We start from the raw sequence: 17,591 nt of genomic DNA on the forward strand, positions 1-17,591 counted from the left end.
GAGGTGGCCGCCGATGCGGGGCATGCTGGTGTGCTGGATCGCGGCCGTGGTACTGGCCCTGCCCGGAGTGGCGCTCGCGCAGCCGGTCCCGGAGACGGTGGCGGCGCGGGCGCTCGCGGCGGCGCGGCCCGCACCGGACGGCTCGTACGCGGTCGCCGCCACGGCCGCGGGCCCCGGCCGGGTGATCGAGCTGACCGTGTTCTCCACCGCGATGGACCGCCCGATCACCGTGGCCGTGCTGCCCGCCGCCGATCCCGCGGCGCCCGCGGGCGCGCTGTATCTGCTCAACGGTGTCGACGGCGGCGCCGAGACCGCGGACTGGCGTTCGGGCGGCAACTGGTTCACCCGCACCGACGTCCTGGACTTCCTCGACGGCGCCCAGGCCACGGTGGTGATGCCGATCGGCGGGGGCGGCACCTTCTACGCCGACTGGCAGGCCGAGGACCCGGCCCTTGGCACCCAGCGCTGGCTCACCTTCCTCACCGCCGAACTGCCCCCGGTCATCGACTCCGCCTTCCACGGCACCGGCCGCGACGCGGTGGCCGGGGTGTCGATGGCCAGTTCGGCGGTGTTCCGGATGGCACAGGAACAGCCGCGACGGTTCCGGCTCGCCGGGTCCTTCAGCGGCTGCGTGCGCACCAGTGATCCCGCCGGTCAGGCCATGGTGTCGGCGATCGTGACCGCGCGCCAGGGCAATCCGGTGAACCTGTGGGGCGCCCCCGGTGACCCCGCCTGGGCCGCCAACGACCCCTACCTGCACGCCGAACGCCTGCGCGGCGTCGGCCTCTACGTGAGCACCGGCAACGGCCTGCCCGGCCCCCTCGACACCCTCGACGGCCCCCGCATCGGCGGCGACCCCATGAAACTGGCCGACCAGCTCCTCGTCGGCGGCGTCCTCGACAGCATCACCGCCCAGTGCACCCGCCAACTCCACACCCGCCTCACCACCCTCGCCATCCCCGCCACCTTCGACTTCCGCCCCGCAGGCACCCACTCCTGGGGCTACTGGCAACAAGACCTCCACACCTTCTGGACCGGAGCCGTCGAACAGGGCGTGTTCGCAGCTCCGTGACAGCGACTCCCGGCAGCGTCTCCGTAGGCTGGGTTTTCACGGAGTGGTCCGGTGGCACAGTCGCGATCGCGGGCGTGATCAGCCGCGTGACCGGGTTCGCACGCACGCTCGTGGTGGCGGCTGTACTCGGGACCGCCGCGGTCGGCGACGCCTACAACGGATCGTGCGCGGATGGCGAGCAGCGGCGTCTGGCGACGTGGCTGGCATATCTGTTGCTGCCGCAGATCTTCTTCTACGGCGTCACCGTGGTGGTGGGCGCGGTGGGCACGGCCGTTGCCCTATACCTTGCGTCCGGTTCGGGCCGGTCTCCCGATGCTGGGCTGGCTGCTGGTCTATGCGGTGATCAGCCAGATCGGGGTCGTGATCACGATGCGCATCGCGTTCGACCACGGTGGGGTCTCGGTCTATACCTACGCCGAGCTGCTGTTCCAGGTTCCCTATGGCTCCGCCGCGCTCATCGGGACCGCTGTCGCGTGCTCGGCGTTCGGCCTGGCGCCGTTCGCGCTGGTGATGCTGCAGATGCGGGTGTTCTACGCCCACAACGACACCCGCACGCCGGCGGTGCTCAACCTCCTCATGGTGACGGTCAAGGTCGGCACGCTCGTGCTGGCCGCCACTGTGCTCGGGGATCGCGCTGTGATCGTCATGCTGAGTGTCGCCGGCTCGGCGGCCTATGTGGTCGGCGCGGTGGCGGGGCATGTCATGTTGCGGCGCAGGCACGGGCTGCTCGGGTTCTCCACCGTCGCGGTCACTGTCGGCCGGGTCGTCACGGCGACTGTTCTGGCCGGGGTGGCCGGGGTGGGTGCTCTCGTGGCGGCGCGCCTCACGATCGCCGTATCCGCGACCGAGCGACTCGCCGCTCCTGCGGCCGGGGCTGTGGCCGCGATACTGGTGTTCGCGGTGGCGGCCTGCGTCATCGGCATTCCCGAGTTCCGCGCGGTGCGTGCGATGCTGCGTCCGGCGTGAATTCATTGGCGGCAGTCCCCGTCTCGGATGTATGGTCTGTGTGACCAAAACTTGGGAGGGGTCGTGATGATCGAGTCTGTCGGGGAGTTGTGCCGGGCGATCGAGGGTGGGGCTCGGCCGAAGTATCTGGCGTTCTGGGGGCATCGGGCGCAGCGGGACGGGGGGATCGGGGCGGGGTGTTTGAGTCAGTGGTGGCCTGCGGCGTTCGTGGTGGAGGGGGTGGAGTTCGCTACGGCGGAGCATTACATGATGTGGCGCAAGGCGATGTTGTTCGGGGACTCGGTGACGGCGGATCGTGTTCTGGGGGTGGGGCATCCGGCGGAGGCGAAGAATTTGGGGCGGGAGGTTTCGGGGTTCGACGAGGGGGAGTGGGAGAAGGCGCGGTTCGGGATCGTGGTGGCGGGGAGTGTGGCGAAGTTCGGTGGGGACGAGCGGTTGCGGGAGTATCTGCTCGGGACGGGGGAGCGGGTGCTGGTGGAAGCCAGTCCGCGGGAACGGATCTGGGGGATCGGGATGACGGCCGGGGATCCGCGGGTGACGGACCCGGCGTCGTGGCGGGGGCTGAATCTGCTGGGTTTCGCGTTGATGCGGGCCAGGGAGGAGCTGGCGGGGCGGGGGTGAACGCCGGTGCGGGAACACGGTTTCGGCGGCGCGAAACCTGTCGGTGCGGATTGCTAGTCTGTGGCGGACGCACAGTTCGGGAGGAATCGGGCGTCGGAAAGTACGAAATCCGCTGGTGCCCGGGACGAGTCCGGGTGGCACGGATTTCGCCGGACGGTCGCCGGGCGATGCGGGAAAGCTATTTCCCGAGGTAGCCGGTGGCGGTTCATGATGGGTCCGGCTTCGACCGCGAAGCCGACATTTCGATGGGGAGATTCTCTGATGTCAGTTGTGGGCAAATCCGCCCTTGGTGTGGCCGCGCTGTCGGCCGCCGCCGCGTTCACCGTGGTCACCGCCGGTCCGGCCGCCGCGGCCGAGAGCGGTGTGGCCATCGCCGAGGCGCCCGGCTACACCGCGGTCTCGCGCGACGGTGGCTTCCGGGCCGCCGCCGGTGACCTCTACGGCGCGCTGGCGCTGTCGCCGCAGGAAGCCGTGGTCGCCTCGGCGGTCAACTACGGCAGCTGGGAAGCCGCGCGCGGTGCCGCCCTGGCCGAATGCGGTGTGTGGGACTGCCAGATCGTCGTCGAGTTCCGCAATGCCTGTGGCGCTGTCGCCCAGGGCGCGGACTACCGCTTCGGCTGGGCCTGGGACTACACCCTGGGCGCCGCCGAGCGTGCCGCGGTGGACGTGCTGGGCTTCAGCGCCCCGCCGTTCCCGGACCCGGGTTCGGCCTCGCCGCGCGCGGCGGGCGTCATCCTGTCGGCCTGCACGGCCAACGTCTGATCGACGCGGGGCAAGGGGCACGCACCGTCGCGGTGCGTGCCCCTTCGTGTCAGCGGCGCAGGACCCGCCGCGCCAGCCAGTTGCCGAAGAACTGCACCGCCTGCACCCCGGCGATGATGATCAGCACCGCGACCAGCGTCACCTCCCACTGGAATCGCTGATAGCCGTAGACGATCGCGAAATCGCCGAGCCCGCCACCGCCGATGGTGCCCGCCATCGCGGAGATGTCCACGATCGAGATCACCACGAAGGTGTAGCCGAGGATCAGCGGCCCGAGAGCTTCCGGGATCAGCAGGGTGAGGATGATCCGCAGCGGCCCGGCCCCCACCGCCCGCGCCGCCTCGATGACGCCCGGGTCCACCGTCACCAGGTTCTGCTCCACGATCCGGGCGATGCCGAACGAGGCGGCCACGATCATCACGAACAGCGCCGCCTCCGCGCCGATGGTCGTGCCGACCACCTCGAGCGTCACCGGGCCCAGCGCGGCGAGCAGGATGATGAACGGGATCGGGCGCACCACGTTCACCAGCACATTGAGCACCAGATGGATCGGCGTGTTGGCGAGCAGCCCGCCCTTGCGGGTGGTGTAGAGCGCGGTGCCCAGCACCAGGCCGATCACGCCCGCGACCACGAAGGTCACCCCGACCAGATAGATGGTGGTGCCGATCGATTCGAACAGGATCGGCCGCAGTTTGGTCCAGTCGGTGTCCATCAGCCCGCCTTCCGCTCGAGGTCGGCCACGACGCGGTCCACCGCGTCGTCCGGCCCGTGCAGCGACAGGGTGATGCTGCCGAAGGTCCTGTCCTGCAGGGTGCTCACGCCGCCGTAGACGATCTCGAACCGCACCCCGGCCGCGCTCGCGGTGGCCAGCGCCGCGCCGACACCGGAGTGGTCGTCGACATCGACGGTGACCAGGCGGCCGCCGTGCAGGGCGCGCAGCCGATCCAGCTCGGCCGCGTCGGGCCGGTTGTGCAGGACCGTGGCCACGAACGAGCGGGTCGGCGCGGCCTGCGGGGCCGCGAACACGTCGAAGGTGGACGCCAGTTCGACGATGCGGCCCTCGGCGAGCACCGCCACCCGGTCGGCGACCGCGCGCAGCACATCCATCTCGTGGGTGATCACCACGATGGTCACCCCGAGTTCGGTGTTGATCTTGCGCAGCAGCCGCAGCACCTCGCCGGTGGTCTCCGGGTCCAGGGCCGAGGTGGCCTCGTCGGCGAGCAGCAGCGAGGGCGAGGTCGCCAGCGCGCGGGCGATCCCGACCCGCTGCTTCTGTCCGCCGGAGAGCTGATCGGGATAGGCGCGCGCCTTGTCGGTGAGTCCCACGAACTCGAGCAGTTCGGCCACGCGGGCCTTGCGCTCGGCCCGCTTCCAGCCCGCGACCTTCAGCGGGTACTCGATATTGCCCGCGGCCGTGCGCGAGCGGAACAGGTTGAACTGCTGGAACACCATGCCGATATCGCGGCGCAGCCTGCGCACCGCCGACTCCGGCACCCCGGTGATGGGGGTGCCGGAGAGGGTGATGGTGCCCGAGGTCGGCTTCTCCAGCGCGTTGATCAGGCGCACCAGGGTGGATTTGCCCGCCCCGGAATAGCCGATCACCCCGAAGATCTCGCCCGGTTCGATCCGCAGGTCGATACCGTCGAGCGCGGTGTGCCGCTGGGCGCCCGTGCCGAAGACCTTGGTGACGGCGCGGAACTCGACGGCGGCCGCGCTCACTTGTTCGCGCGGATGCCCTGCTGCACCCGGTCGAGAATCGATTCCAGCTCCGCAGGCGGACGGGTCACGTCGACCGCGGTGTTCCCGGTGACCTCGGCGTGCGCGGCGGCCACGGCCGGGTCCTTCCAGATCTCGACGAGCTTCAGATACGTCGGGTTGGTCTTGTCCTCGGCGCGGGTGACGATCACATTGATGTAGGGCTCGGCGCCCGGGCTCTTCGGATCGTCCTGGTAGAGCGCCGAATGCGGGTCGATACCGGAGCGCTCGAGGAAGGTGTTGTTGATGATCGACCCGTCGACCGAGGCCAGCGAGAGCGCGGTCTGGGCGGCGTCGACCGGGGTCACCCGCACCTTGGAGGCGCCCTTGTCGATATCGGCCGGGGTCGGCTGGGCCGAGGTGCCGGTGAGCTTCAGCAGCCCGGCCGCCTGCAGCACGAACAGCGCGCGGGCCTGGTTGGTCGGATCGTTGGGGATCGCGATCTCACCGCCGGCGGGGATGTCGGCCAGGGCCTTGTGCTTCTTGGAGTACAGGCCCAGCGGCACGATGTAGGTCGAACCGATCGGGGTGAGGGTGTCGGAACTGGCCACGTTGTACTGGCCGAGGAACTGCAGATGCTGGAACAGGTTGACGTCGATCTGCTTCTGCGCCAGTGCCGCGTTGGGCTGCTGGTAGTCGGAGAAGTTGGTGATCTTCAGTGTGATGCCCTGTTCGGTGGCCTTCTGCTCGAACACGTCCCAGGCCTTGTCCCGGTCGGTGGTGCCGATGCGGACCACCGTGCCCGATTCGGCGTCGTCGGAGCCGCACGCGGTGAGGGTGAGGGCCGCGGTCGCTACCAGGACCGGGATCGCCAGTGCCCGCCGGAATTTCACTTGTACTCCCGAAAACTCGCCGAAGGTGAACCCGGCTATCGAAACCGGCCGGGCTCCCCGCGGCCAGGGTTTGATTCGGGACGAACGAAACACTCACCAAAAGCTGGACGGGCGTCTAGTTTGCGGTCAGCGGCGGGGATGCTCCACCGCCAGCCGACCGCGCCGGGCCAGATCGCGCCGGGTGGTGGCGGGCATGGGCGGCACGGTGGGGTCGGCGTCCTCGCCCGCGTTGCGCGGGTTGGCGCGCACCAGCAGCGTGACGGTCGCGGCGGGCACGAAACCGCTGCTGGTCATCAGGGCGGCCGAGGCGCTGTTGCGGTCCTCGACATCGGTGACGATGTGCTTGGCGCCGCGCGCGAACAGCGCCGTGGAGCACACGTCCACCAGCCTGCGGGCGATGCCGTGGCCCTGCATGTCCGGCGCGACCGCGATCCACTCCAGATAGCCCCAGTCGTTGCGGTGCTCGAATTCCATCGAGCCGAGCACGAAACCGACCACCCGATCGGAGTCCAGCGCGACCCAGCAGGCGTTGTCGGGGCTGTCCAGATGCTCGGCGACCGCCGTCAGCGACCACGACGTGTACGGCTTGGTGGTGGTGTCGAAGACCTGGTGGCCCAGATCGAGGACTTGACGCAGATGTCCCAATCCCATCGCAACGACAGCGATCGCGGTGTCCATGAGCGCCAGTGTGCCCTACCTAGGCGCCCTTGCGGGTCGCCGTCGACTTGCGCGGCGTGGCTTTCGTGGCCGTGCTCTTCTTGGCGGCGGCCTTTTTCGCGGTCTTCTTCGCGGGGGATTTCTTCGGGGCCGCCGATTCGCTGTCCCGGCGCCCGCCCGCCTCCAGACTGCGCTGCAGAGCCGCGACCAGATCGACGACCTCGGCGTCGGGTTGTTCGGCCGATTCGGTGGCGGCGGAAGTGTCGACCTTGCCCGAACCGCTGGCAATGGCGTCGTCGAGGAGTTTCTGCAACTCGATCTGGTATTCGTCGGTGTATTCGCCGGGATCGAAATCCCCCGACATGGATTCGACCAGAGTCTCGGCCATCTTCAATTCCTGCGGGCGGGGCGCGGGCGCCTCGTCGAGAGCCGGGAAATCGACCGCGCGCACCTCGTCGGGCCACAGCAGCGTCTGCAGGACGAGGATGCCGTCGCGCACGCGCAGCGCCGCGAGCCGGGTCTTCTGGCGCAGGGTGAAATGCACCAGCGCGGTCTTGTCGATGCGTTCCAGCGTCGCCGCCAGCAGTTGATAGGCCTTCGGTGTCGTGGAATCCGGCTCGAGGTAGTAGCTCTTGTCGAACAGGACCGGGTCGATCTGGTCGGAGGGCACGAATTCCAGTACCGGGATCTCGTGTTTCTCGGCGGCGGGCAGTGTCGCGAAATCGGCGTCGGTGAGCACGACCTGTTCGCCGTCGGGCGCGACATAGGCCTTGTCGATATCGGCGTACTGCACGGATTTGCCGCACACCTGGCAGACACGGTCGTATTTGATCCGTCCGCCGTCCTTGGCGTGGACCTGATGGAACCGGATGTCATGGTCCTCGGTCGCGGTGTAGACCTTGACCGGGACATTGACCAGCCCGAATGCGATCGAGCCCTTCCAGATCGATCTCATGCACCCCATCATTACCGAGTTACCGGCAACGGTCGAGCACGCGGCACCGAAATGGTGCCCGGCCGTGATCCGACGGTGCTGGAATTCGTGTCGTCTGATCCAATCGTCGGGTGCACGCCGACCTGATCGTCTGCGGACTCGGCCCCGCGGGCCGGGCCGTCGCCCACCGCGCGCTGGCCGCGGGCCGGTCGGTGACGGTGATCGATCCGCATCCGGACCGGGTCTGGACACCCACCTACGCCGCCTGGGCCGACGAACTCCCCGGCTGGCTCGACCCCGGGGCGATCGCGGCGACGGTCGACGCGCCGACCGCCTGGGCAGTGCGCGAGCACCGAATCCAGCGCCGGTACCAGGTGCTCGACACCCCGGCCTTGCAGAGCTCGCTGACGCTGGACGGCGCACACGTGCTCGCCGAGCCCGCCGTCGAGGTGGGGGAGGAGACCGTCACCACCGCGTCCGGCCTGCGCTTGCGGGGGCGGGTGGTCGACGCGCGCGGTCTGGCCCGCGCGCCCGGCCGGGCCGAGCAGACCGCCTACGGCGTGGTCGTGGACCGGGCCGTGCTCGATCCCGGCCAGCCGGTGCTGTTCATGGACTGGCGCCGCGACAACGGCACCGGGCCGGACGAGCCCCCGTCGTTCCTCTACGCCGTGCCGCTCGGCCCGGACACGATGCTGCTCGAGGAGACCTGCCTGGCGGGCCGCCCGGCCCTCACCCCGGAGGTCCTGCGCGTCCGGCTCGAACACCGGTTGCGCGCCCGGGGGGTCGTCCGCACCGGAACAGAACCCGTGGAGCGGGTGCGTTTCCCCGTGCAGGGCGGCAGGCCCGGCGGCGGTCGCTTCGGTGCGGCGGGCGCCCTCACCCATCCCGCCACCGGGTACAGCGTCGCCGCCGCGCTGTCCGCCGCCGACACCGTCGCCGCCGGGCACCCGCTGTGGACGGCCGAGGCCCGCGCGGTCCTCGCCCTGCGCCGGGCCGGTCTGCGGGCCCTGCTCGCGCTGCCCCCGGCCGAGGTCCCGGTGTTCTTCGAGGTGTTCTTCGGCCTGCCCGCCGACCGGCAGCACGCCTACCTGTCGGGCACCGATCTGCCGGGTCTCACGGCCGCCATGCGGGGCGTGTTCGCGGCGGTGCCGCCGCGCCTGCGCCGCACCGTCGTCACCTCGGTCCTCGGGCTAACTGGGCGGTAGCCCAGGAGGGGGTCGGGCGGCTGTCCTGAGCGGCCGCGGGAACGCCCGGGAGTTGCTACCATCCTCGAGCGAACACGCCGCCCCGGCAACGGGATCGGATGCGGGCGGGTGCGTGCCGCGACAGCGGGTGACGAGTGAGGGAGACGATCCGGTGTTCGAATTCACCGAGCGGCGCAGCCGCTGGGTGCTCGGCGTATTCGCGGTGCTCGCGCTGGTGCTCGGCGCACTCAGCGCCACCCTGTTCGACCGGGTGGACGGCGGCGGCTACACCGACCCCGGCAGCGAATCCAGCCGGGCGCTCACCGTCCTGCGCGAGGAATTCGGGCAGGGCTCGCCGAACCTGGTGCTGCTGGTGCAGACCGAATCCTCCGTCGACGATCCCGAAACCGTCTCCGCGGCAACGGCATTGGTCGCCAACCTGCACGAGCGCGGCGGGGTCACCGACGTGGTGTCCTACTGGACCACCCACCAGCCCGCGCTGCGCAGCGTCGACGGCAAACAGGGCCTGATCGTCGCCAGCGTGCTCGGCACCGAACGCGAGATCGACGACACCGTCACCGGCATCACCAACGATCTCAGCAGGCTGGACGGTCCGCTGCAGGTGCGGGTCGGCGGCTTCGCCATGCTCATGCACGAGACCGTGCTGCAGAGCAAGACCGATATCGCCCGCGGCGAGGCGATCGCCTTCCCGCTCACCATGATCGCGCTGCTGTTCGTGTTCGGCGGACTGGTCGCCGCGAGTCTGCCGCTGCTGGTCGCCGTCGTCACCGTGGTGCTGACCATGGGCACGCTGTGGTTGCTGACGCTGTTCATCCCCCTCTCGGTCACCGCCACCAATGTGGCGACCCTGCTCGGGCTCGGTCTGGCCATCGACTACAGCCTGCTGATCGTCAACCGGTTCCGCGACGAGCTGGCCGCCGGTCGCGGTCCGGCCGGTGCGGTGGCCACGACCATGCGCACCGCGGGCCGCACCGTCGCCTTCTCCGCGCTCACCGTCGCGGTCGCCCTGGCCGGGCTGCTGTTCTTCCCGCTGCTGGCGATCCGGTCGATGGGTTACGCGGGCATCGCCGTCGCCGCGCTGGCCGCGCTGGTGGCGCTGACCGTGCTGCCCGCCACCCTCCTGCTGCTGGGCAGCCGCGTCGACAAGGGCCAGCTCGGCTGGTGGTTCCTGCGGGCCCCGCGCCCGGCACCCGGTGAGGGCGCCTGGCACAAGCTGGCCACCGCCGTGATGCGCAGGCCGCTGCCGATCGGCCTGGCCGTTGCCGCGTTCCTGCTGCTGCTGGGTGCCCCGTTCCTCGGGGTGAAACTCGGCTTCCCCGACGAGCGGACGCTGCCGGAGTCGATGAACTCCCGGCAGGTCACCGAGATCATCCACCGCGATTTCAGTGAGAGCGACCAGAACACCCTGGTCGCGGTGCTGCCCGAGAGCGCCTACAGCGCCGACGGCCTGGACGCGATCGCGCGCGAACTCTCCGACCTCGACGACGTGCGCCGCGTCGACACCGCCACCGGCAGCTACGCCCAGGGCGGCCTGCTGGCCGAGCCGACCGCGGCCAACGCCCGCTTCCGCGCCGAGCGCGCCGCGTACCTGTCGATCGTGCCCGCCACCACCGATTCGCACGCCCTGGCCGCGCTGGTCGAGCAGGTGCGCGCGGTGCCGGTGCCGAGCGAGCTGCTGGTCGGCGGCGTGGCCGCGGCCAATGTCGACTCCATCGCCGCCATCGAGGACGCGCTGCCGTGGGCGCTGGGCTTCGTGATCGTGCTGATGCTGATCGTGCTGTTCCTGCTCACCGGCAGCGTGGTGCTGCCCGTGCTGGCGGTGATCCTGAGCGCGCTCAGCCTCACCGCGACCTTCGGTGCGCTGGTCTGGATCTTCCAGGACGGGCACCTGTCGGGGCTGCTGGGCTTCACCGTCACCGGTGACCTGTCGGCCACGGTGCCGGTGATGCTGTTCGCCGCGGCCTTCGGTCTGGCGATGGACTACCAGGTGTTCCTGCTCTCGCGCATCCGCGAGGAATACGACCGCACCGGCAAGAACGAGACCGCGGTGGCGCTGGGGCTGGAACGGATCGGCCGCATCGTCACCGCCGCCGCCATCCTGATCTCGCTGGTGTTCCTGGGCTTCCTGGCCTCCGACATCACCTTCATGAAGGCCTTCGGCATCGGCCTGCCGCTCGCGGTCATCGTCGACGCCACCCTGGTGCGTGGCTTCCTGCTGCCCGCCGCGATGAAGCTGCTCGGTGACGCCAACTGGTACGCGCCGGAATTCCTGCGCCGCCTGCACGACCGCGTCGGCCTGGACGAGGGCGGCCGGGCGCTGCGCCAGGACATCCCGGTCCGTGACCCGCTCGGGGTGACGGGCAGGGCCGAGGAGATCGTCGTGGTCGATCCGCTGGCCCGTGCCGAGGAGGCGCGCGCCGAAGCCGCCAGGGCCGAGGCCGAACTCACTCCCGCCGCCGGTTCCCGGGAGACCGCGGACTGACCGGTCACCGGACGACGAGGGGCGGCAGCGACTGTGGAGTCGGTGCCGCCCCTCGTCGATCGCGGGGTCAGATGCCGCCGGTGGCGAGCAGGCCGCCGTCGACGCGCACACAGTCGCCGGTGATCCAGGCCGCCTCGTCGGAGACCAGGAAGGCGATCAGCCGGGCCACGTCCTCGGGGGCGCCCAGGCGCTTGAGCGGGTAGGCGCTCGCGGCGCGCTCCTCGTCGGCGGAGAACAGCGCGTCGGCGAACTTGGTCTTCACCACGCCCGGCGCCACCGCGTTGACGCGGATGTTCGGGCCCAGCTGCCAGGCCAGCTCCTCGGTGAGCCGGATCAGCGCCGACTTGGACGCGCCGTAGGCCGAGATCACGCCCGAGGACCGGATGCCCGCCACGCTGGCCACGTTCACCACCGCGCCGCCGTGCTCGGCCATCCACGCGCGATAGGCCTGCTGCACATAGCCCAGCGCCGCGACGACGTTCACGTCGAAGATCTTGCCGACCGCGCCCAGGTCGGCGTCCATGAGCGAGCCGTAGACCGGGTTGATGCCGGTGTTGTTGACCAGGATGTCGAGCGAGCCGAACTCGGCGACGGCGCGGGCCACCGCCTCGGCGCGCGCGTCCGCGTCACCCGCGTTGCCCGCCAGCGTGCTCACCTGGCCCTTGTGGCCGAGCGCGCGCAGCTCGACGGCCGCGTCCTCGAGCGGCTCGGGTTTGCGGGCGGTGATCAGCACGTTCGCGCCGCGGCGCAGCAGTTCGGCGGCGGTGGCCAGGCCGATGCCGCGGCTGGCGCCGGTGACGAGGGCAGTGCGGCCGAGAAGATCGGTAGTCATGGCACGAGAGTAACCACGCTCACACCCGGCGGCGCCGGGTTCGGTCCTGTCGCGCCGCGGCGGTAAAATAGGTGGTTCTTGCCGCGGCCGGCGGTGCACCATGGGCCTGCGCGGCGACCATCCTGTTCCGACACGAGGAGAAGCTCTGTGATCACGGCGACCGACCTGGAGGTCCGGGCCGGAGTCCGCACCCTGCTCTCGGCCCCAGGGCCGGCGCTGCGGGTGCAGTCCGGCGACCGGATCGGACTGGTCGGCCGCAACGGCGCGGGCAAGACCACCACGCTGCGCATCCTGGCCGGTGAGGGCGAGCCCTACGCGGGCAAGATCACCCGCTCCACCGACATCGGCTACCTGCCGCAGGACCCGAAGGAGGGCGATCTCGATGTGATCGCCCGCGACCGGGTGCTCTCCGCGCGCGGCCTGGACACGCTGATCCGCGACATGGAGAAGCAGCAGGCGCTCATGGCCGAGGTGGCCGACGAGAAGGAACGCGAGAAGGCGATCCGCAAGTACGGCCGCCTCGAGGACCAGTTCTCCTCCCTCGGCGGCTATGTCGCCGAGAGCGAGGCCGCCCGCATCTGCCACAGCCTCGGCCTGCCCGACCGCGTGCTCGGCCAGCAGCTGCGCACTCTCTCCGGTGGTCAGCGCCGCCGCATCGAGCTCGCGCGCATCCTGTTCTCCGCCTCCGACGGCAGCGGTGGCCGCTCCGACCGCATCCTGCTGCTCGACGAGCCCACCAACCACCTCGACGCCGACTCCATCACCTGGCTGCGCGGCTTCCTGCAGAACCACGACGGCGGCCTGATCGTGATCAGCCACGATGTGGAACTGCTCGAGGCCGTGGTCAACAAAGTGTGGTTCCTCGACGCCGTGCGCGGTGAGCCCGACGTCTACAACATGGGCTGGAAGAAATACCTCGACGCCCGCGCCACCGACGAGCAGCGCCGGGTGCGCGAGCGCGCCAACGCCGAGAAGAAGGCGAGCGCGCTGCGTCAGCAGGCCGCCAAGCTCGGTGCCAAGGCCACCAAAGCCGCTGCGGCCCACCAGATGGTGCGGCGCGCCGAACGGCTGATGTCGGAGCTCGACGACGTGCGCGTGGCCGACAAGGTGGCCCGCATCCGTTTCCCCGAGCCCGCGCCGTGCAGCAAGACCCCGCTCATGGTCAAGAACCTGACCAAGCTCTACGGGTCGCTCGAGATCTTCACCGGCGTGAACTTCGCCGTCGACAAGGGCAGCCGCGTGGTGGTGCTCGGCCTCAACGGCGCGGGTAAGACCACCATGCTCAAGCTGCTCGCGGGTGTCGAGACACCCACCTCGGGCGGCGTCGAGCAGGGCCGCGGCCTCAAGGTCGGCTATTTCGCCCAGGAGCACGACACCCTCGACGACGCCGCCACGGTGTGGGAGAACATCCGCCACGCCTCCCCGGACGCCGGCGAGCAGGAGCTGCGCAGTCTGCTGGGCGCGTTCATGTTCTCCGGCCCGCAGCTCGAGCAGCCCGCGGGCACCCTGTCCGGTGGTGAGAAGACCCGCCTGGCGCTGGCCGGTCTGGTCTCCTCGGCGGCCAATGTGCTGCTGCTCGACGAGCCCACCAACAACCTCGACCCGATCTCGCGCGAGCAGGTGCTCGAGGCGCTGCGCACCTACGCGGGCGCGGTCGTGCTGGTGACCCACGACCCGGGCGCCGCCGAGGCCCTCAACCCCGAGCGCGTGATCCTGCTGCCCGACGGCACCGAGGACCACTGGTCCAACGAGTACGCGGAGCTGATCGACCTCGCCTGATCCGTCAGGGCCCGCAGCGGGCGGCGTTTCTTGCGTGAAACGCTGTGTCGCGACGGAACTCGCGGGCGTCGGGTGAGTTTCATCACTGTTTTCGTTGATCACCGAGAGCGGAGTGTCTAGCCTGGAATGAGCTGCTCGGCGACTCGGAGGAAGCCATGAGCGACAGTGCGAGACAGGCCGCAAGGTCGGCCAAGGGAAAGACCATCGGCAAGGCCGCGCTGGGAAAGGGCACCCGGGTGACGGGCAAGTCCCGTGACCGGTTGCAGTCCCAGCTGAAGAAGCAGTACGAGGCGGGAGCGAGCATCCGTTCCCTGGCCAGGGCCACCGGCCGCTCGTACGGCTTCATTCACAATGTGCTGGTCGAGTCACACGTCGAACTGCGCGGGCGCGGCGGCGCCAATCGCCGCAAGAATCCGGCCGACTGAGCCGCCGTCACCACCCGGGCACGGCCCCGTCGCCGCGGACCAGCAGGTTCGCGAGGCTGGCGAACAGGGGCAGCCCGGTCTTGATCTCCAGGTAGGCGAACTGTCCCTGCGGGTTGACCTCGAGGAAGTAGTACTCGCCGTCGGTGCCCAGGCGCAGATCGACCACGCCGAAGCTCAGCCCGAGCGCGCCCATCAGCGTCGCGAGGGACTTGCTGATCGCGGCGGGCAGACGCTCGTGCGCGAAGGCGACCGAGGTGTCGAGCCGGGAGTCGACCCGGCCGACACCCGCCTGCGAGTCGATGCGTACCGCCCACTCGACACCGTCGACCCACACCACGCGCAGATCCGCCTCGGCCTCCAGGTATTCCTGGAAGGTGGTCGGTGTCGACCGGATCGAGGTGAGCCGTTTCAGTTCGGGGCGGGTGATGATCCTGGTCTCGGAGAACTCCCCGCGCCCGGTCCCGGTGCGCTTGTACACCACGGGGCCGCACCGGGATTCGACGAAACTGCGGGCCTCGTCGGGGTCGTTGGTGATCAGCGTCTCCGGGATGGTGAATCCGGCGCGCTGGGCGGTTTCGAGTTGCACGATCTTGCGGGCCGCCGTGCGTTCGGCCGCCGGATCGTTGACCCAGTAGGCCGGGATGGACCACAGCATGCCCTGCAGGAATCCGTCGCATTCGGCCTGGCGGAACTCGTCGTCGGCCGCGCGCACGCCGCGCGGCACCCGGCACGGATGCGGCCTGCGCCACCACACCGCGCGCACGTCGTCGAGACCGTGCACGTGCGACATCGCGCGGTTGGTGCCCGCCTTGTCGAGCCGGAAACTGCCTGTCTCGGTGGGGAAGTCGCGCAGATCCAGGCGCAGGGGATCGAGCCGGTGCTGGTCGCGCAGGGTGGCCGCGAGCGCGTCGGCATGCAGGTCGTCGGTTTCGGAGACGATGAGCACGGCATCGGTCGCGCGTTCCATGGCCCGCGCCGCTTCAGTCGAGACTGTCGCAGTTGATGCCGTCCCGGAAGGTGAACGTGGCTCCCGCGGTCCCGCCCCGTTCGGCGATCCGGAGCTTGCCCGCCCAGCGGCGGGTGGCCTGGGTCAGCAGCTCGTCACCGAGGGCCTCGGACGGGTCGGTGGCCAGGGTGATCGGCCGCTCGACGAGTTCCACGCGCATCCGGCGGGTGAAGTCGGCGGTGGCGCCGGGCCGGATGTCGACGCGCACCTCCCGGGCGCCCGCCTCGGCGCGATCCTCGATGAGCCGCAGGACATCCCGGCGATCGAAGGTCCAGGTACCTCCCTCGACCCGGACGGAGATGTCGCGCTCGGACTCGGCCACCAGCACTCCGCGCAGGGCGGGGCCCCGGTCCCGGGGCGACGCGGCAGCGGGCGGGTGGACGGCGTCGGTCATGGATGGTCACTCCGATCTTGTCGTCTGCTCACAATTTGCCAGAACCCCCGAAGGTGCTTCGGATCATAGCGCGAACGTGACCGCCACCGAGCCGGTTCGCCAGATTTGCGGGGCGCCGGGCAAACCGCCGAGCGGCGCGTGATCCCCTTGCGGGGAGAGAATTTCGGACAACCGGGGCGGTCGCCCGCCTGTCGATCCGGCAATTGATCAGCTAATGAAAACGGCGACGGCGCGACGGGAGTCGCCGGGCAATTGCCCGGTAGCGATTCCCGTCGCGCCGTCGGCGCAGTTCAGAGCCCGAGCAGCTCGGGGTGCTCGGCGAGGTTGCGGAAGTGCTGTCCCGGATTCGGGACGAGCTTGCGGGTGGTGAGATCCATCGCGCCTGCCACCACGGTGATCTCCGCGGCGACGGTGCCGTCGAGCTTGACGATGCGGTGGTGGAAGCGGAAGACCTTCTCGCCCTCGCGCCACTCGGCCGCGCAGCTCACGGTGACCTCGTCGCCACCACGCAGCTCACGCTTGTACTTGATGGTCGATTCGAGGACCACCGCGCCGATGCCGCTGGCCAGGAATTTGTCCTGGGGGATGCCCGCCGCGCGCAGCAGCTCCCAGCGGGCGTGTTCGCCGTACTGGTGGTAGACGGCGTGGTTGAGGTGGCCCTGGGTGTCGAGCTCGTAGCCGCGGACGAGGACCGGTACGGAGAACGTCATACGGTGTACAACCGACGGCTTCGCCGCCGATGTTCCCGATTCCGGTGCAATCTCGGACACATCGTGGCCGGTGGTCGCATGATCAGCGGCGCTGGGCGTTGCGCTCGGCCCACCAGGCGGGCGCGTCGACGAAGTGGTTGTCGAATTCCTCCTGGGCGGCGACGAATTCGTCGTGACCCGCCTCGCCGCGCAGCAGCCGGTCGAGCAGGCGGAAGTACTCGAAGCGCTGCACGCCCGGCATCAGCGCGATGAGGATGCGCGCGCCGCTGTCGGGGGTGGCGCCGAAGGCGTGCGGCATGTGCCGGGGAACGACCAGCGAACCGCCCGCCCCGACGGTGAGGATCCGGTCGCCCGCCATGACCTGCAGTTCCCCGTCGGCGACGTAGAACAGCTCGTCGGAGCGGGTGTGGAAGTGCGGTGCGGCGCCGTCGGCGCCCTGGGTCATGGTGACCTCCAGGGTGCTCACGGCGCCGTCGCTGGCGTTGGCGTCGGTGAGCAGGCGCATCCGGACGGACTCGGTGCCGAGGGTCTCGGCGTCCTCGGGCAGGCAGAGGGCGATCTCGCGGGTGTTCGTCATGACCATTCCGTTCGTCGGTTTATAATTCGCTACCGAACTATATCCCGTCGAATAGAATCTTGTCCATGGATGAACCGAACCCGGATGTGGTGGACGCGATCGTCGCGCAGTGGCGGCGCGAGCGGCCCGAACTCGACCTGGACGCGATGGCGGTGTTCGGCAGGCTGGGCCGGTTGCTCACGGTGGCGACCGCGCGCATCGAAGCCGTGTTCGCCGACCACGGCCTGCAGCGCGGCGAGTTCGATGTGCTCGCGGCACTGCGCCGTTCGGGCGCGCCGTTCGAGCTCAACCCCTCGGTGCTCGCCGACACGCTGATGCTCTCGCGCGCCGGGATGACCGGCCGGATCGACCGGCTCGAGACCGCCGGGCTGGTGCGCCGGATCGCCGACCGGGTCGATCGCCGGGCCGTGCGCGTGGCACTCACCGAGGCGGGCCGGGACCTGGTCGACACCGTCGTGGTGGCGCACACCGAGAACGAGACGGCCATGCTGTCGGTCCTGGCCCCCGCCGACCGCGCGGCCCTGGACCGCATCGCACGAGAACTCCTGCGGGAGTGGGAAACCTGATCGCGCCGACGGCGG

Annotated in this window: 19 protein-coding genes; 9 read left to right on the plus strand and 10 right to left on the minus strand. The window is 70.2% G+C overall.

The window, feature by feature from the left end:
* Positions 1-13: 13 nt before the first annotated feature.
* From ACWEMY_RS03710 to ACWEMY_RS03725, 4 genes are all read left to right on the plus strand, one after another.
* The gene (locus tag ACWEMY_RS03710; protein WP_375928580.1) at positions 14-1,072 is read left to right on the plus strand and encodes an alpha/beta hydrolase; all 1,059 of its coding nucleotides are present in this window, start codon (positions 14-16) and stop codon (positions 1,070-1,072) included.
* A gap of 312 nt (positions 1,073-1,384) precedes the next feature.
* Complete coding sequence (locus tag ACWEMY_RS03715; RefSeq protein WP_452388740.1) at positions 1,385-2,038, plus strand: lipid II flippase MurJ; 654 nt, start codon at positions 1,385-1,387, stop codon at positions 2,036-2,038.
* 66 nt (positions 2,039-2,104) lie between these two features.
* Complete coding sequence (locus tag ACWEMY_RS03720; RefSeq protein WP_452388741.1) at positions 2,105-2,659, plus strand: NADAR family protein; 555 nt, start codon at positions 2,105-2,107, stop codon at positions 2,657-2,659.
* Positions 2,660-2,920: 261 nt separating this feature from the next.
* Entirely contained in the window at positions 2,921-3,421 is a 501-nt protein-coding gene (locus tag ACWEMY_RS03725) for a DUF4189 domain-containing protein (RefSeq protein WP_452388742.1), read from the plus strand.
* Positions 3,422-3,470: 49 nt separating this feature from the next.
* On the opposite strand, the gene ACWEMY_RS03730 is transcribed toward ACWEMY_RS03725, so the two are convergent.
* The 5 genes from ACWEMY_RS03730 to ku form a co-directional block, all read right to left on the minus strand.
* A complete protein-coding gene (locus ACWEMY_RS03730; RefSeq protein ID WP_375928572.1) occupies positions 3,471-4,133 on the minus strand; it encodes a methionine ABC transporter permease in 663 nt (220 codons plus the stop codon).
* The gene (locus ACWEMY_RS03735) at positions 4,133-5,140 is read right to left on the minus strand and encodes a methionine ABC transporter ATP-binding protein (RefSeq protein WP_452388743.1); all 1,008 of its coding nucleotides are present in this window, start codon (positions 5,138-5,140) and stop codon (positions 4,133-4,135) included. The genes ACWEMY_RS03730 and ACWEMY_RS03735 overlap by 1 nt, the downstream gene beginning before the upstream one ends.
* Entirely contained in the window at positions 5,137-6,009 is an 873-nt protein-coding gene (locus ACWEMY_RS03740) for a MetQ/NlpA family ABC transporter substrate-binding protein (RefSeq protein WP_452388744.1), read from the minus strand. Before ACWEMY_RS03740 ends, ACWEMY_RS03735 begins: the two co-directional genes overlap by 4 nt.
* A 126-nt stretch (positions 6,010-6,135) precedes the next feature.
* On the minus strand, positions 6,136-6,687 hold the full coding sequence (locus tag ACWEMY_RS03745; RefSeq protein ID WP_452388745.1) for a GNAT family N-acetyltransferase: 552 nt from the start codon (positions 6,685-6,687) through the stop codon (positions 6,136-6,138).
* A 19-nt stretch (positions 6,688-6,706) separates the two neighbouring features.
* Positions 6,707-7,621: a non-homologous end joining protein Ku gene (ku, locus tag ACWEMY_RS03750; RefSeq protein ID WP_452388746.1), complete on the minus strand. Its 915-nt coding sequence runs from the start codon at positions 7,619-7,621 to the stop codon at positions 6,707-6,709.
* A 110-nt stretch (positions 7,622-7,731) separates the two neighbouring features.
* On the opposite strand from ku, the gene ACWEMY_RS03755 reads away from it, so the two are divergent.
* Positions 7,732-8,805, plus strand: a complete 1,074-nt coding sequence (locus ACWEMY_RS03755; protein WP_452388747.1) for a lycopene cyclase family protein — start codon at positions 7,732-7,734, stop codon at positions 8,803-8,805.
* A 151-nt stretch (positions 8,806-8,956) separates the two neighbouring features.
* The gene (locus tag ACWEMY_RS03760; protein WP_452388748.1) at positions 8,957-11,287 is read left to right on the plus strand and encodes an MMPL family transporter; all 2,331 of its coding nucleotides are present in this window, start codon (positions 8,957-8,959) and stop codon (positions 11,285-11,287) included.
* Between the two features lie 67 nt (positions 11,288-11,354).
* Here ACWEMY_RS03760 and ACWEMY_RS03765 read toward each other — a convergent pair whose 3' ends face one another.
* The gene (locus ACWEMY_RS03765) at positions 11,355-12,119 is read right to left on the minus strand and encodes an SDR family oxidoreductase (RefSeq protein WP_452388749.1); all 765 of its coding nucleotides are present in this window, start codon (positions 12,117-12,119) and stop codon (positions 11,355-11,357) included.
* Between the two features lie 147 nt (positions 12,120-12,266).
* Between ACWEMY_RS03765 and ACWEMY_RS03770 the strand changes: the two genes are divergently transcribed.
* Complete coding sequence (locus tag ACWEMY_RS03770) at positions 12,267-13,898, plus strand: ABC-F family ATP-binding cassette domain-containing protein (RefSeq protein WP_375928556.1); 1,632 nt, start codon at positions 12,267-12,269, stop codon at positions 13,896-13,898.
* A gap of 155 nt (positions 13,899-14,053) precedes the next feature.
* Positions 14,054-14,323, plus strand: a complete 270-nt coding sequence (locus ACWEMY_RS03775) for a helix-turn-helix domain-containing protein (protein ID WP_375928554.1) — start codon at positions 14,054-14,056, stop codon at positions 14,321-14,323.
* Positions 14,324-14,330: 7 nt separating this feature from the next.
* On the opposite strand, the gene ACWEMY_RS03780 is transcribed toward ACWEMY_RS03775, so the two are convergent.
* The 4 genes from ACWEMY_RS03780 to ACWEMY_RS03795 form a co-directional block, all read right to left on the minus strand.
* Positions 14,331-15,290 carry a hypothetical protein gene (locus ACWEMY_RS03780; RefSeq protein ID WP_452388750.1) on the minus strand — a complete coding sequence of 320 codons (960 nt, stop codon included), beginning with the start codon at positions 15,288-15,290 and terminating at the stop codon, positions 14,331-14,333.
* A gap of 13 nt (positions 15,291-15,303) precedes the next feature.
* Complete coding sequence (locus ACWEMY_RS03785; RefSeq protein WP_375928550.1) at positions 15,304-15,723, minus strand: hypothetical protein; 420 nt, start codon at positions 15,721-15,723, stop codon at positions 15,304-15,306.
* A 290-nt stretch (positions 15,724-16,013) separates the two neighbouring features.
* The gene (locus tag ACWEMY_RS03790) at positions 16,014-16,433 is read right to left on the minus strand and encodes an acyl-CoA thioesterase (protein WP_452388751.1); all 420 of its coding nucleotides are present in this window, start codon (positions 16,431-16,433) and stop codon (positions 16,014-16,016) included.
* Between the two features lie 82 nt (positions 16,434-16,515).
* The gene (locus ACWEMY_RS03795) at positions 16,516-17,010 is read right to left on the minus strand and encodes a cupin domain-containing protein (protein WP_452388752.1); all 495 of its coding nucleotides are present in this window, start codon (positions 17,008-17,010) and stop codon (positions 16,516-16,518) included.
* A gap of 65 nt (positions 17,011-17,075) precedes the next feature.
* On the opposite strand from ACWEMY_RS03795, the gene ACWEMY_RS03800 reads away from it, so the two are divergent.
* Positions 17,076-17,576: a MarR family winged helix-turn-helix transcriptional regulator gene (locus ACWEMY_RS03800; protein ID WP_375928544.1), complete on the plus strand. Its 501-nt coding sequence runs from the start codon at positions 17,076-17,078 to the stop codon at positions 17,574-17,576.
* Positions 17,577-17,591: the final 15 nt, after the last annotated feature.

The organism is Nocardia sp. NPDC004415 (assembly GCF_053602435.1).

Bases quoted from the DNA above. Each gene is read 5' to 3' on its own strand.
- ACWEMY_RS03775 (WP_375928554.1), top strand. From the start codon at position 14,054: ATGAGCGACAGTGCGAGACAGGCCGCAAGGTCGGCCAAGGGAAAGACC.
- ACWEMY_RS03765 (WP_452388749.1), bottom strand. From the start codon at position 12,119: ATGACTACCGATCTTCTCGGCCGCACTGCCCTCGTCACCGGCGCCAGC.
- ACWEMY_RS03795 (WP_452388752.1), bottom strand. From the start codon at position 17,010: ATGACGAACACCCGCGAGATCGCCCTCTGCCTGCCCGAGGACGCCGAG.
- ACWEMY_RS03710 (WP_375928580.1), top strand. From the start codon at position 14: ATGCGGGGCATGCTGGTGTGCTGGATCGCGGCCGTGGTACTGGCCCTG.
- ACWEMY_RS03800 (WP_375928544.1), top strand. From the start codon at position 17,076: ATGGATGAACCGAACCCGGATGTGGTGGACGCGATCGTCGCGCAGTGG.
- ACWEMY_RS03745 (WP_452388745.1), bottom strand. From the start codon at position 6,687: ATGGACACCGCGATCGCTGTCGTTGCGATGGGATTGGGACATCTGCGT.
- ACWEMY_RS03790 (WP_452388751.1), bottom strand. From the start codon at position 16,433: ATGACGTTCTCCGTACCGGTCCTCGTCCGCGGCTACGAGCTCGACACC.
- ACWEMY_RS03715 (WP_452388740.1), top strand. From the start codon at position 1,385: ATGCTGGGCTGGCTGCTGGTCTATGCGGTGATCAGCCAGATCGGGGTC.
- ku (WP_452388746.1), bottom strand. From the start codon at position 7,621: ATGAGATCGATCTGGAAGGGCTCGATCGCATTCGGGCTGGTCAATGTC.
- ACWEMY_RS03720 (WP_452388741.1), top strand. From the start codon at position 2,105: ATGATCGAGTCTGTCGGGGAGTTGTGCCGGGCGATCGAGGGTGGGGCT.
- ACWEMY_RS03730 (WP_375928572.1), bottom strand. From the start codon at position 4,133: ATGGACACCGACTGGACCAAACTGCGGCCGATCCTGTTCGAATCGATC.
- ACWEMY_RS03780 (WP_452388750.1), bottom strand. From the start codon at position 15,290: ATGGAACGCGCGACCGATGCCGTGCTCATCGTCTCCGAAACCGACGAC.
- ACWEMY_RS03785 (WP_375928550.1), bottom strand. From the start codon at position 15,723: ATGACCGACGCCGTCCACCCGCCCGCTGCCGCGTCGCCCCGGGACCGG.
- ACWEMY_RS03725 (WP_452388742.1), top strand. From the start codon at position 2,921: ATGTCAGTTGTGGGCAAATCCGCCCTTGGTGTGGCCGCGCTGTCGGCC.